The organism is Shimia abyssi (genome assembly GCF_003014475.1).
GTDB classification, from domain to species: domain Bacteria; phylum Pseudomonadota; class Alphaproteobacteria; order Rhodobacterales; family Rhodobacteraceae; genus Shimia; species Shimia abyssi.
On the sequence record NZ_PYGJ01000002.1, the window covers coordinates 184496 to 197944 of the forward strand.

13 protein-coding genes are annotated in these 13449 nt (G+C 57.9%); 1 reads left to right on the plus strand and 12 read right to left on the minus strand.

The annotated features are described in order from the left end of the window. Positions 1-118 precede the first annotated feature (118 nt). From CLV88_RS04920 to CLV88_RS04950, 7 genes are all read right to left on the minus strand, one after another. Positions 119-2011 (minus strand): type IV secretory system conjugative DNA transfer family protein, encoded by a 1893-nt coding sequence (locus tag CLV88_RS04920; protein WP_106607266.1) that lies wholly within the window; start codon positions 2009-2011, stop codon positions 119-121. Continuing rightward, positions 2004-3812 carry a relaxase/mobilization nuclease domain-containing protein gene (locus CLV88_RS04925; protein WP_106607267.1) on the minus strand — a complete coding sequence of 603 codons (1809 nt, stop codon included), beginning with the start codon at positions 3810-3812 and terminating at the stop codon, positions 2004-2006. The genes CLV88_RS04920 and CLV88_RS04925 overlap by 8 nt, the downstream gene beginning before the upstream one ends. Beyond that, a complete protein-coding gene (locus CLV88_RS04930) occupies positions 3799-4389 on the minus strand; it encodes a hypothetical protein (protein WP_106607268.1) in 591 nt (196 codons plus the stop codon). The genes CLV88_RS04925 and CLV88_RS04930 overlap by 14 nt, the downstream gene beginning before the upstream one ends. Before the next feature lie 174 nt (positions 4390-4563). Next, positions 4564-4845, minus strand: a complete 282-nt coding sequence (locus CLV88_RS04935; RefSeq protein ID WP_106607269.1) for a hypothetical protein — start codon at positions 4843-4845, stop codon at positions 4564-4566. Beyond that, entirely contained in the window at positions 4842-5057 is a 216-nt protein-coding gene (locus tag CLV88_RS04940) for a hypothetical protein (RefSeq protein ID WP_106607270.1), read from the minus strand. Before CLV88_RS04940 ends, CLV88_RS04935 begins: the two co-directional genes overlap by 4 nt. After that, positions 5054-5257, minus strand: a complete 204-nt coding sequence (locus CLV88_RS04945; RefSeq protein ID WP_106607271.1) for a hypothetical protein — start codon at positions 5255-5257, stop codon at positions 5054-5056. The genes CLV88_RS04940 and CLV88_RS04945 overlap by 4 nt, the downstream gene beginning before the upstream one ends. Then, positions 5254-6132 carry an ArdC family protein gene (locus CLV88_RS04950; protein ID WP_106607272.1) on the minus strand — a complete coding sequence of 293 codons (879 nt, stop codon included), beginning with the start codon at positions 6130-6132 and terminating at the stop codon, positions 5254-5256. Before CLV88_RS04950 ends, CLV88_RS04945 begins: the two co-directional genes overlap by 4 nt. 488 nt (positions 6133-6620) lie before the next feature. On the opposite strand from CLV88_RS04950, the gene CLV88_RS22830 reads away from it, so the two are divergent. Continuing rightward, entirely contained in the window at positions 6621-6881 is a 261-nt protein-coding gene (locus tag CLV88_RS22830; RefSeq protein WP_165798811.1) for a hypothetical protein, read from the plus strand. 117 nt (positions 6882-6998) lie between these two features. On the opposite strand, the gene CLV88_RS04955 is transcribed toward CLV88_RS22830, so the two are convergent. From CLV88_RS04955 to CLV88_RS04975, 5 genes are all read right to left on the minus strand, one after another. Then, on the minus strand, positions 6999-7562 hold the full coding sequence (locus CLV88_RS04955) for a sarcosine oxidase subunit gamma (protein WP_106607273.1): 564 nt from the start codon (positions 7560-7562) through the stop codon (positions 6999-7001). After that, the gene (locus CLV88_RS04960; RefSeq protein WP_106607274.1) at positions 7555-10512 is read right to left on the minus strand and encodes a sarcosine oxidase subunit alpha family protein; all 2958 of its coding nucleotides are present in this window, start codon (positions 10510-10512) and stop codon (positions 7555-7557) included. The genes CLV88_RS04955 and CLV88_RS04960 overlap by 8 nt, the downstream gene beginning before the upstream one ends. After that, positions 10509-10796 carry a sarcosine oxidase subunit delta gene (locus CLV88_RS04965; RefSeq protein ID WP_106607275.1) on the minus strand — a complete coding sequence of 96 codons (288 nt, stop codon included), beginning with the start codon at positions 10794-10796 and terminating at the stop codon, positions 10509-10511. Before CLV88_RS04965 ends, CLV88_RS04960 begins: the two co-directional genes overlap by 4 nt. A gap of 11 nt (positions 10797-10807) precedes the next feature. After that, positions 10808-12055, minus strand: coding sequence for a sarcosine oxidase subunit beta family protein (locus CLV88_RS04970; protein ID WP_106607585.1), 1248 nt, complete (start codon positions 12053-12055; stop codon positions 10808-10810). Between the two features lie 320 nt (positions 12056-12375). Next, positions 12376-13386 (minus strand): Ldh family oxidoreductase, encoded by a 1011-nt coding sequence (locus tag CLV88_RS04975; protein ID WP_106607276.1) that lies wholly within the window; start codon positions 13384-13386, stop codon positions 12376-12378. Between the last annotated feature and the right edge of the window lie 63 nt (positions 13387-13449).

Below are 13449 nucleotides of genomic sequence, written 5' to 3' on the forward strand. Positions count from 1 at the left end.
GCAAGAGACCTTTGTGCCGTGCTAATTGCGAGCAACTATTTCGCTCTTGCTACAGAGGTCTGCTTTCCGGCAGTATCCTGAGGTCTTCGCACCCGCAGCGAATTCACACTTTCCACCCTCATCCCTGAGCTGCTTCCTTCATAAATCTCTCCACCCGATCTTTTCCAGCCTGATACTCGCCCAGACCAGGCTCGTCGCCAGACGTTACTTCCCGCTGTTCGCTGGCCAAGGCATCGATCTCTTCGCGCCGCTTGGTTCCATCCACAGAGCCATTACCCGAAGCCGCTGTTGGCATCTCAAGCGCCCCGATTTTTGCTTCCAACGCCTTGATCTGCCCTTGCAGGCCACGCATTTGGCCCCCAGCTGATGGATATGGCAGATCGCCAGTTTGCTGGTCGAAGATCTGCTTTAAGAACCGATCGTCATAGTATTTGATCCGCTTTGCACGAATGGGCATTTGCGCGTCGACCACCAGAACGATGTCATCAAGATCCATGCGCCGCGCCTCATCCTCGGGTAGCAGCGCGGTTTCTTCGGTCCGTTCAGACATGCTCCGCCCAGCAAATGGGTTGCGGCCGATCGACCGTGAACGGGTCACAACGCGCTTGGTTGTTTTGCCGACGGCTTTGCTGAGCTCTTCGATGGTCTTTTCATCTGAGGGGGTCAGGTAGAGCTTAATGCCTGCGTTGCCCTGCAAGGCACGTCGGGCGTTCTCGCCATAGATCTCGTCCAACGCCGGGATCGTCTGCGTTACCATCGCAAGGTTGGCCCGATAGGATCGCAGGGTTTCGATGCTATCTAAGACAATCGGCATTTTCCCCAGGCGGTTGAACTCATCGAGCATGATCATCACTGGCCAGGGTTCGTCTTTGCCGGGTTCATGGTCCTGCAGCGATGCCAGCAAGTCCGAGAAAAACAGGCGGATCAGTGGCGCGAGCGGTTTCACCATCAACGGTTCGACCACCAGATAGACAGAAAAAGGCGTCTTGCGGATATCGCGAAAGTCGAAGTCTGACGTTGCGGTTGCCCGATCGATGGCGGGGTTCGACCACTGCTTGAGCCCAGATGTCATCAAGAGTGACAGATAAGAGGTCAGCGTATCGTTGTTGGTCGAGGCCATGCGCATGAAGATCAGCTTGGCGGCTGGATTGACCACCTCGTCGGCGCGGCGGCGATATTCCTTCTGCTTGTCGCCACCTGATGCGGTGATACGGTAGATCTCGCCCAATGTCGGCCGTTTGCGCTCGAAGGCCAAAAGTCCTGCCGCCACGAACAGATCGATACCACCATCAAGAAGCCCCTGCACCCGATCGTTATCAGCTTGCAGGAACAGTGAGGCCAGGAGTTGCAGCTCCATCTGCTGGCGATCGACGTTGTCCAGCGCCGATATGCGCAGCAATGGATTGTATCGGTGCGATCGGCCGTCCTTCCAATCAGTGGGCGCGAACCGGAACACCTTGCCGCCCTGCGCGGCCCTGTGGCGCGCCGTCGCCTCGAAGTTCTCGCCCTTCACGTCCAGCACCACAGCACTGCCCTGATAGGTCAGAAGGTTTGGGATGACGAAGCCCGTCGTCTTACCGCGTCCGGTCGGGGCCACGATCAGGGCATGGGGGAAGACCTTGGACATCACAAAGGGTTTTCGGCTCTTGGGTGTGCCCATTTTCCCGAGGACAAAGCCATGGCCGGGCTTGCCGAAAAAGCCGTTCCGCTTCATCTCTGACATGTACTGCCAGTGGGTTTCACCGAATTTGGTCAGCGCGTCGTTCATCAACACAGCACTTAGCAAAACACCGGCGCAGGTGCATATCCCGACGATCAAGTGAACGATCTGCATATCGGCCGGATGGGTCGCACGAAGCCCTCCATAGCCGCGCGCCAGCATCAGAAAATCGATATCCGCGCCGACCCCGAACCAGCGGAACGTCAGAAAGGCCGACGCCAGAACATAGCCCAAAGCCGCGCCCAGAGAAGCAAAGCTCATGACGCCGAATGCGATCCGAGCCTTACCCATGTGTCACGCCCTTTTCGCCATCGGCATCGACGTGCCGCTCGCGCTGAACATCAATTTCTTCATTGGCGATCTCATCAAGGACATGCTCCATCGCCACACTGTTTGCCAGTGCGGCGTCGCTCTGCAGATAGGCCTTGGCCGCATACAGCCGGTCGAGACGATCGCTCATATGTTCATCAAGCGTGGTCTCATCGCCGATCGCCAAGTCCGGGGTGCTTTCTTCACCGACCAGTTCCTCCAGCTCGGCACGCAAGGTCTCGCGTTCCAGATCACTGTGGAAAGGATCTGCGGTTGGGTCGTCCCTCATACGGCTCAGGATGTCAGCGGTGGTCGGCGGCAACCTGTCGACTATGGCATCCCGCCGGTCGGCCTCCACCGCCCCACTGTCTTTGAGAATCTCAGCATCGGCCAACAAACGGCCCAGATCACTGTGCACCTGGTCGAGGCGGTCGATCGCTTTTTCGAGCTCATCGGCGCGTGACAGGTCAAAGCCCTCCTTATCGGCAATCGCCTTCAAATCTTGCCCCAGCCATTGCCGTTCCAACGCGGCATTGCCTGCGCCGATTTCAACGCGACGCGTCACCTCCCGTGCATCTATGCCGGTGCCTTTCAAAGCCTGTTCAAGACGTTCGGCAAGAGCTGGATCTTGCAAGGCTCCTTGGGCCTCAGCCTGAATGTTGGCAGCCGAATAAATCCCGCTTTTGGACGCGTCTTCGAGCAAGGTGTGGGACTGCGTTCCCATTGGGCTGAGATGCGACAGTGAACGATAGATGTCGTTCAGCTCGTGTTCGAGCGCAGCACGCCGATCCACTGGGGCCTCTGCAACAATGCGCTCGGCTTGGTTGATCTTGTCGTGAAAGGCATCCACGACCTCATCAAACGAATGCTGTTCTTCGGCCATGCCATATACCTTTCCATCTGCTTCAATCGGTTTGCCCTGCGCCAAAAGCGTTGCGGCCTTGTCCAAGGCTGCTGCAATGTCGTGCTGGTTTTCGCGCGAGGCCTCGGCAGCCAGGCCTCGATAAAGCCGCGCGTTCTGCGCCACCTCACGCAAGGTATGGTCGAGCTCTGGACCAACGCGCTCGCGCTCGGTCAGCTTTTGGCCCGTGGCTTCCGCGCGACGCTGGTCAACATCGCTCGGCCTCTTCGTCGTGATCCCACGCTCGAGCTTTCGCGTCGCCTCAAGGCGCAGCCCATAGCGGTCCGACACCTCAACCATCGCCTCGCGAAAACTGTCGTAGTTGAAGTGGTGCCCTTCCTTCAGAAAGAAGAACTCCCCATCCTTACTGCGCCGGTTCAGAACGATATGAGCGTGCGGGTGGACCCGGTCTTCATGAACGGCAGCGACATAGTCGAAGTGGCTGCCTTCACCCTGAAAAAAACGCTCGCAAATCTCGCGCGTGATCTCGGCGACATCCTCGCCGCGCGTGCCAATTGGGAAGGCCATCAAGAGGTGCGAGGTATGTCCCAGCTTGGGATGGAACCCCTCATTCCATTGCGCTGAAAACCGGCGCGTGACCTGCTCGATCTCTTTCGCTGACAGAACGCTTTGGCCGTCATATGTTCCACGGCTGTCGATGATAAAGCTGGACTTGGTGGTCAGGTATTCCAGCTGGTTGCGCAGCTGCGTTTTATTGTGCGTGCCGCCGTCACGAATGGCTTTGAAGATCGCGGGGGAATGCCCCATGGCGGCGCGCGCCATTTGCTTGGCACGGGCGCGCGGGGCGCTGCCGCGAATGCGGCTCCAGTCGCGATCGAAGAAGGCATCCTGCGCGGCGGCAACGGCGCTATGCCGAGCCATCGGCAAAGCCCCCCAGAACGCGGGCAACCTCGCCGGATAGCGCACTTCGGCGGCGCTGCGCCATGTCCTGCACCTGGTCCGCAATGTCGAAGATCAGCCCGGCCAAGGCTCGCACCTGACGATGGGCTGAGTTGCCATAAGGCGGCGTCTTGCCCTGGCGCTTAGCCTCGTTCAGGCGCTGTGCAATCTGATTGATGTTGTTGCCGGTGCGATTGAGCGAGGCCGACAGCCCCTGCATCTGATTGGCCATTTCATCGTCGGGAACGAAGAGATCGTTTGAGGCATGGATCAGCCGCCGCAGCCCCTCCGCACGGCTGGCGATGTCATGCCGCGTCAGCACCGCATCAAAGCTCGCAAGCTCTTTTGGCGTGAGCCGGACATTCACCAGTTCAGAGCGCACGCGCGCATCAAACTTGCGGCTTTGATCGGCCTTCAAGGTGTAGAAGATACTGCGGGTCGTGACACCGAATTCGCGGGCCAGATCCTCAATCGGCATCCCCTCGGCACGCTTGCGCACGATGGAAAAACGTTGGTTCTGCGTCAGTCGCTTGTGCCGTGGTGCGCGCGGCTGGCCCATGTGAAGTAATCCCCCCTATTTCTTGCCAGCATCATACAGGCAGCCCTGTTATGGCACTTCGCCACAATTGATTCAATATTATAATATTGCATCAACTGCCTGTATTCCGTTTGGAGCAGCCATAGGCTGCGACCGCCGGGCAAAGCCCGGCCAGATGCGCAAGGCATGGCACCACTAGTCGTGGTTCCACGCCTCAGCATCGCTAAGCAATTGCAGCGCTATTGCGCGGGCCGCCCCTTCGGCGCTGATATAGGTCTGATGATCGGGCAGCTCGTGCAGATCAAAGGGCTGTTGCGGGTCGTCCGGGGTCTCTACTCGGACATAGATCGCCCAGCCATCGATCAGCGCCAGATCGTCACAATACTCCTGCCCGCCATCGGGCAGATTGCAGAACCCATGTAGATGCACGCTGGCGCGACCCTCTCGGGCCGCTTGTTTGACTTCGGAGAATTTCATGATGAAGCCTCCGTGCAATCTGCCATGAAGAACTCTTCCGGCAGCCCATTCAGACGCGTGCCGTCACGGTTGGTCAAACCGATAGCTGACCCGTTCCGCGCGAAGGTGATGAGGTACTGCCCGAGGCAATCGCGCGTCACTACATAACCCCTGTTTACCCAATGAACACGGTTGCCCGCGTCCACTGCTGTTTTGATCTCCGCCAAGGTCACTGCAACACCTCCTCAAGGATTGCGAGCGCCCCCAGACAATCGTCGATATAGGGCTGCTCTTCGCCTTCCAGATCGTTGAGTTCCAGCCGGTTCAACACCGCGTAGAGCGTGGCGCGCGCTTCGCGGGCGGCGTTCCGAAGGCTCACGGTATCTTCCAGACGCGCAGTCGAGGAATCATCGCTGTGATGGTCCGGAGTCATGCTGCCACCTCCTTGCTCTGACTTGCTGCGTGTAAAACAAAGTCGGCAGCTTTCTGCGCCTCCGACGCCGCGCGAAAAACGGCCCGTTTGTCTTCTTTGAGCGCTTTCAACCACCCTTCGACATAGGCGGCGCTTTGGTCGAATTCCGGCGCGACGCCAATCTGAGCACCAAGGAAACAAGCACCGATTTCCGCCACCAGCTCTTCAAAGGCGTAGGCCTCGCGGTTCGCAAATTTCTTGATCCGCTCAAGCCGCTTTTCGCTACCGGTCCAGTGGATAACCTCATGGGCCAACGTCCCATAGTAGCCTGCCGCAGCGTGAAAAGTGGCAATCGGCGGCATGTGGATGTGGTCTTTGGCGGGGCTGTAGTAGGCGCGCGGGTCGTCGCTGGTCAGGATCTCCGCCCCTGTCCGGCTGAAAAACGCCTCAAGCCCAGGATCAGCCTCAGTGCCAAGATCGCGCGGGGCCTCGGGACGGATGTAGTACTCCTCAGGCAAACCTTCGATCTGATCCGCGTTGAAGACGCGGTATGCGCGCGCATAAGGCAGTTCTTCCTCAATGCCCAATTCGTTCTCTCGGGTGAACGTCCCGTATTTGACCACGGTCGACGACGATTCGCCTTTTCGAACCTGTCCGCTCAGCTCTTGCGCCTGCTTGTAGGTCATCCAGCGGTTGGATACATAACCATGCTTGGCCGCCATGACCCAGAGCATCAGGATATTGATCCCGCGATACTCTTCCCCGTTGTGTCGGGTCGGCAGGGCGATGCCGGACGCGCTTCCGGTCCACGGTTTGCGCCATGGCGGCGTGCCCGCCTCGATCTCTGCAATAATGGTGTCGGTGACATGGGCATAAACATCAAACTTCGGTGCCATTTGTGGCCTCCTTGATCAAATTGACGCGGGTGAGGCTTCGCGCCCCCTTTCCGCCGATGGGCTGCGCCTCGGCCACCTGATCTGACCGAATACGCATGTATTCGGCGGAACAGAGTGGGAGAGGGCAAAGCCCGACCCACGGCCCTGGCCGGGGCTGTCAATCGGCCACATTTGCGAAGAAAATGTCTGCGCCAAAATCAGACGCCAATTTGCCCCGCGAGGAATGGCTCGCCTGCGAGACAGGGGAAATTGGTGGCTGATTTTGGGGATGGACTAAGGTTGACCGCCACGGTCAGGGGTGTTGGGCGGACCAAACCAAAGGAATGATGCCTGAATCGGGGTGAGCGGGCCAACGGCCCGTTGAGCCCCTGTTCAGTCGATTGGAATTTGTCGCCCGCGCACCAAAGCGCGGGCTCGTATCCATATTCGGGAAGATATATTTTTTCGGACCGTCGGAAAGAATGAAACTCGGCTGGTGGGAGACTTTCATGCTGAACCACCTGAAACCGACATTGAAACTTCTTCGAAATCGAATTTTTCGTTGCGCTGCCGCATGTCCGCTTGGAGCCCAACCTGTTCCTTGGATTTTCTCGCTGCTTGCACTCGCAGCGTCAGGAATGCCAAGTGAGCAACAAGTTCGGTGCCGCTATGCAGCGGAAGCAACGGTCATTCATACAGGCTGCAGCGAGAATCACACGTGGAATTCACAAGTCGCGGACGAAGCCGAAACTGGACAACTGCGTGGTTAACCCTAAGCTTTGGTACCTAGGGCCAAAAGATCAAGCAGTTGTCATGGGAAGTCTCCTGTACGTGGTTCCGCCGCGGTCGCAGTAGCGGCGGGTTAGTTCAGAAAGTAAGCCGATATTTCAAAGGGCCGAACGGGCGGCAGTCTCCAAAGCATGGTGCAGAGAGCCCGCGTAAGAGCGCGGGCCAAGAACCGCGTAGTGGCTGGCAGTTTCAAAGCAGATGATCACACAGCTAAGGTGCTCCAGCAGCGCGCGTGTGGCGCTCCCGGGCTCCATCGCAGCCAGATTGACGCCGCTCAAACGTTCAAACACACCCCGGCACGCACCCTCCAGATCAAAACGGCACCAGCCGTCTGTTTGCTCTGTTACCGAGGCTAGGCCCTCCACGGCATCCGCGAGTTGGTAGGACATAAGTTCATGCTCCGGGATTTCTGCGGAGATCAGCCACTGATCCTGCGCAAACCAGCTAGCCGCGTATGAGCCCGCTGCGGCGTGCTTCCCGACCGCAGGCAAAGCTAATCCCAGCATGGCCTCGGCCGCTTTCCGGCCTTCGTCTTCGCGCCCCCTACGCAATGCAAGCGAGGCAAGCGCCCGGTTCGGAACCTCAGTGATTGTCAGCCCATTGAATCGGTCGACACGCGGCGTTTCTCCCCAAAGCGGGGTGATGGATTGAAGATCAAGCACGCAGGCGCCCTCCTTCCGGGTCAAAGAAATGTGTGGGAATGACCTGAGCCTTTACATCGGTTCCCCGCACGGGATCGACTACGCGGATAATCTCGCCCATGCGCTGATCACCGCCTTTGAGAAAGGCCATTCCGATGGAGTGCCCCAGATGTGGCGAGATACAGGCTGATGTCACATGCCCCTGTTCGCTGTCGATATGAACAGGCGCAGTTTCATTCACCAACTGGGAACCGGCGGTTATCACTTCGCTTTGGTTCACGGGCTTCAGGCCGACAAGGCGCAATCCATTGGGATCAGTCAGCCCCTCCCGCTGGTCCAGTGTACTGCCGATGCTGTCTTTTTTGCGGGATACCATGCGCCCCATACCCAGCATCAGTGCGGTGGCCCTGCCGTCGAGTTCGCGACCCGTCGGGTGGCCTTTCTCAATGCGCATGATGTCGAGCGCCTCAAGACCATAGGGAGCTACTCCAAGATCTTGCCCCAACTCTAGCATTCGGCGCCACAGCGCATCGCCATAACGGGTGGGAACAGCCAATTCATAGGCCAGTTCACCCGAGAATGAGATCCGAAACAGGCGTGCCCTCAGGCCGCCGCACAGCGTCACGGAATCGCAGGCCATGAACGGGAATGCCTCGTTTGAGATATCAAACTCGGAATCCACAATCCTCTGCAGCAGTTCGCGCGATTTCGGTCCAGCGATGGCATACTGCGCCCAAGCCTCTGTGGTCGAGATCAGCTGCACGTCCATGTCCGGCCACAAGCATTGACGGGCAAATTCCATGTTTCTCAGAACCGCCCCGGCATTGGCTGTTGTGGTCGTGATGACGAAGTGTTCTTCCGCCAATCGTGCAGCGGTGCCGTCATCGTAACAGGCGCCATCTTCGCGCAGCATGATGCCATAGCGCACCTTACCCACTGCCAGCTTGGCAAAACCATTGGCATAGACCCTGTTCAGGAATGACGCGGCATCCGCGCCCTGAACGTCGATTTTTCCCAGTGTGGTCACATCGCAGATGCCCACATTCTTGCGCACGTTACAGGCCTCTCGGTCAGCGGACTGGCGCCAATGGGTCTCGCCCGGCTGCGGAAACCAGCGCGCCCGCATCCAGTCGCCGGCAACGTCAAAGGGCGCATTATGTTCTCTGGCCCATTTGTCAGTCGGGGTTTCGCGCGTCGGGTGGAAGTGTTTGCCCACCGTGCGCCCGCCGATTGTGCCCAGTGCAACCGGTGTATAGGGCGGCCGGAAAATCGTCGTTCCCGTTTCGGGGATCGATTTGCCGGTCAGCTCGGCCATTATTGCCAAAGCATTGACGTTAGCAGTTTTGCCCTGGTCAGTGGCCATGCCGAGAGTAGTGTAGCGTTTGAGATGCTCGACCGATCGGTAGTTCTCCTGATGTGCCAGCTTAACGTCCTTGACGGTCACGTCGTTCTGCTGGTCCAGCCAAGCCCGGCCCTTGCCATGGGGCACATGGTAAAGTGGCTGGAGGTTATAGGCGCCGTTATCGGCGCGCGGCAGCTTCAATGCGCTGGCGGCGATACCCAGGCTTTCCAGGGCAGCCACAGCTTCTTCCGCCCCGCTGCGCATTGCGTCTTCAGTCGAAAACAGGCCTTTGGCCGCACCCGCCACCGACATGCCAACTGGGATGTTCCGGCCGGGAACGAAAGCTGCAATACTCTCAATCCAGACAGGACGGCCGCCCTGGTGGCAGGTCAGGTGGACGTTGGGATTCCAGCCGCCAGACACGCCCAAGGCGCCACAGGCTAGCGTTTCCTCGTGGCCATCCGCTTGACGGACCCGGATGCTGCTCAGGCCATGCCGCCCCTTGGTGCCGATAACATGCGCGCCACTGATCAGCCGCACATCCGTCAGTGTCGGCGCATCCAGCCGGGCATCGACGATGGCTGTGACATCAACACCTTTTGCCATCAGGTCTACCGCAGTGCGATGGCCATCATCATTGTTGGTGAAGACCGCCACCTTCCGCGCGGGGGTTGCAGCCCAGCGGTTGGCATAGGCCCGCATCGATCCTGCCAGCATCACCCCCGGACGGTCGTTGTCCGGGAAAGCAATTGGACGCTCGGTTGCCCCGGCACAAAGGATCGCGCGCTTTGAATAAACCCGCCACAATGTCTGCCGCGGCTTCCCTGCCACAGGGGTTTGCAGATGGTCTTGCACCCTCTCAACCACACCGTAAACCCCGTGGTCAAAGGCCCCCATCGCCGTGCTTCGCGGCATCAGGCGCACATTGTCCATCGCGGTTAGCTCGGCCAGAGTCTGCTCAACCCATTCGACCGCAGGCTTTCCGTCGACATCTTCCTGTTCGACGTTCAGGCGCCCGCCAAAACGGCTATCTTCATCCGCGAGGATGACGTTTGCGCTTGCACGGCCCGCGGTCAGTGCCGCCATCAGGCCAGCGGGCCCACCCCCAATCACCAGCAGATCGCAATGGAGGAAGCCCTTTTCATATTCATCCGGGTCATCTTCCCCAGACAGGCGACCAAGGCCTGCAGCTGAGCGGATGATGGGTTCATAGACTTTCTCCCAGAAAGCCGCCGGCCACATGAACGTCTTGTAATAGAAACCGGCGCTCAGAATATCCGAGAACAAATCGTTCAGGGCAAGCAGGTCGTAACGTAAGCTGCCCTTGTAATTCTGGGAGCAAGCAACCAGCCCTTCGTACAGCTCCGCTACTGTAGCGCGTGTGTTTGGTTCCTGCCGGGCTCCACTGCGCAATTCGACCAGCGCGTTTGGCTCCTCGGAGCCAGCGGTGAAAATACCACGCGGACGGTGATACTTGAACGATCGACCCAGGAAACGCACGCCATTGGCCATCAGGGCAGACGCCAGCGTGTCGCCCTCATACCCCAGATAGGCACGACCATCGAAATTGAAGTTCAGTGGCTTTCCGCGGTTGATCAGGCCGCCATTCAAACGGTTGGATTGGGTCATTTGCTGCGCCCCTGCTTGCGGGCCACATCGCTGGCCAGTTCGACATTAGTGATTTCATGCGTCACCGTGTTGCGTGTTACGACTAGCCACGAGCGGTCGCCATGCTCGTGATACCAAAGCTCGCGGTGCTCCCCGGCTGGATCATCACGCAGGTAGACGTATTCGTAAAACTGATCCATCGCGTTCCCGGCCTGCCAGTCGGGACGGTCAATCAGGCAAGCATCGCCGAGATAGGTGAATTCCTGCCGGTCACGCGGCCCCAAAAGAGGGTGATTGATAATCATTTGACCGCTCCTTACTGCCGGTTCGGGTTCGGGCCTTGGCCCTTTTCATCAAGCAGGTAGCCGGTCCGGAACCGGTCAAGACGATAGGGCTTGGCAAGTTCATGCGGCTGTTCTGTGCTTAGAAGATGAGCAAAGCATTCGCCGGCTGCGGGTGTTGCTTTGAATCCGCCGTAGCACCAGCCGCCGTTCAAATAGAGACCCTTGATCGGCGTTTCGTCGATCACCGCATGGCCATCCATGGACATATCCTGCAAACCGCCCCATGCCCGCAAAAGACGAGCGCGCGACAGCATTGGGAACAAGGTCACAGCGGCTTCAATCACCGATTCAAAGACCGGCAGGTTGCCCCGCTGGGCGCAGGAATTGTACTGATCCAGGTCGCCTCCCATAACCAGGCCGCCTTTGTCCGACTGCGAAATATAGAAGTGACCTGCGCCATAATTGACTTGGCCGGGAATGATGGGCTTGAGCCCTTCAGACACGAAAGCCTGAAGAACATGGCTTTCGATTGGGGTACGAATGCCCGCCATGTCCATCACTCGGCTGGTATTTCCAGCTACCGAGACACCAACCTTCCTTGCGCCGATGAACCCGCGGGTTGTCTCAATCCCCAGGACCTTACCTTGCTCAATCCGGAACCCCATAACTTCGCAATTCTGAAGGATATCTACTCCGCGCCTGTCGGCCGACCGCGCATATCCCCAGACCACAGCGTCATGGCGGGCGGTGCCACCGCGCCGGTGAAGATAGGCACCCGTGATAGGGAAACGTCCGTCGAAATTCATCGAGGGGTACATCTTGCGCACCTGCTCAGGCCCCAAAATCTCGCCATCTGTGCCTTGCATCCGCATGATGTTGGTTTTGCGATAGTGGTCGTCCCTCTCTGAGTCGTTGTGGTGCACGAACAACAAGCCACGCTGTGAGTGCATGACATTGAAGTTCAACTCCCGCTCCATCTTTTCCCACAGGCCAACACTGTGATCGTAGAAGCGGGTATTTGGAGGCAAAGTGTAGTCACCACGCACAATTGTCGTGTTACGCCCGGCATTGCCGGACCCAATCCAGCCTTTTTCGACCACTGCGATGCTTTTCTCACCATATTTCGTCGCTAGGTAATGTGCAGTCGCCAACCCGTGGCCTCCGCCGCCAATGACAATGATGTCGTAATTGGGTTTGGGTTCCGGATTGCGCCAAGCAGGCTTCCAACCTTTTTGGCCATTCAAGGCCTCTCTAATGACTCTTAGCCCTGAGTACCTCATGGCATTCTTTTCCTTTATGGCATGGGTGCCCATTTGGCACCCAGTTCGTGGAACCGGCCAGTTTCAACGCTGATGTGGGCAATGCCGAATCCCATGTTCTGGAACGCTTAATGCTCATAAGTTAATCGATTAACTTCCAATTCGTCAATCACCTTCAACGCCAATAGGAGTCGCAGTTCAAGTATCACTTACAGTGCTGGGCGTTCGCCCGGGTGGGCGGACGCGTGCCCGATACTTGCGTATCGGGCGGGTAAACGCGATCAAATGCGACACCCTCCAAAAGACAACTCAGGCAACCAAATGGCGATCTTGTGCCTGATTCACGAATCGGGACGACTACAAAGCTCTTGAATGGTGGCGACAAGTTTCGCATCTATGGCACGGTTGGTTGTATCATTGCGGTTGTTGTGGCGCCTTGCGCCCGGCAGACGAGATCCCGGAATTGCCTCGTATTTTTCGAAAAACTCTTCGCAATGGCCCTCCCAACCTTCACCGGCCAGTAGTGATGGCGAAAATGCCAGGAAAAACTCTCCCCCACGGGGAGGGCCACCATCACCGTTGTCGGCATCTTGCGCTTCATAGCTAAACCGTTCACCGGTCGCACCAGCCGCCAAGAGTTCAACCATCGTTGCAATAGCAGAACCCTTGTGCCCTCCGAAGGGAAGCAAAACGCCTTTCAAGATTGCTGCCGGATCGGTGGTTTCATTGCCATTCTCATCCAATCCGGTTCCAAGGGGGACCGAATGGCCATCTCTTGCGGCAATTGCAACATCGCCGCCTGCCATTGCGGAGGTTGCCATGTCGAATACAAATGGTGGTTTGTTTTTCCGTGGCCAGGCAAAAGCGAGCGGATTGGTACCAAATAAAGGCTTGTTTGAACCATGTGGTGCGACATTTGGCATATAACTTACACAAGCCATCCCTGCCAAATTTTGTTCGGCCAATGCCTCAACTTCTGGCCAAAGGGCAGCAAAATGATGCGTGTGGGTAAGAGTCATTACTGCGATACCGAACTCACTCGCTGCTTTCGCCAGCGCTGGAATACCTCGCTCGATTGCCAAGGGGGCATACCCATCGTCGCCATTCGCGTTAACAATTACAGGTGATTTGTTGGAAATCTGCGGATCGGCGGCGCCGTTGACCTTCCCACTACGTAGGGATGCCACATATCCGGGCACCCTGAACAAGCCGTGGGAATGAGACCCGTCTCGCTCAGCAGCAACAACCGTCCGGGTCAGGGCCCCGGCGTTTTGAGGGTCGCATCCATTTTGGGTGAATGCTTCTAGTGCGAGATCATGTATCTCACTCAGCGATAGGTTTACGACGGTCATTAGAAAAGCCTCCTCAGCCGGGCACGGAACGAAATCGAATTTTGTAGCGCAGTATTATTCATG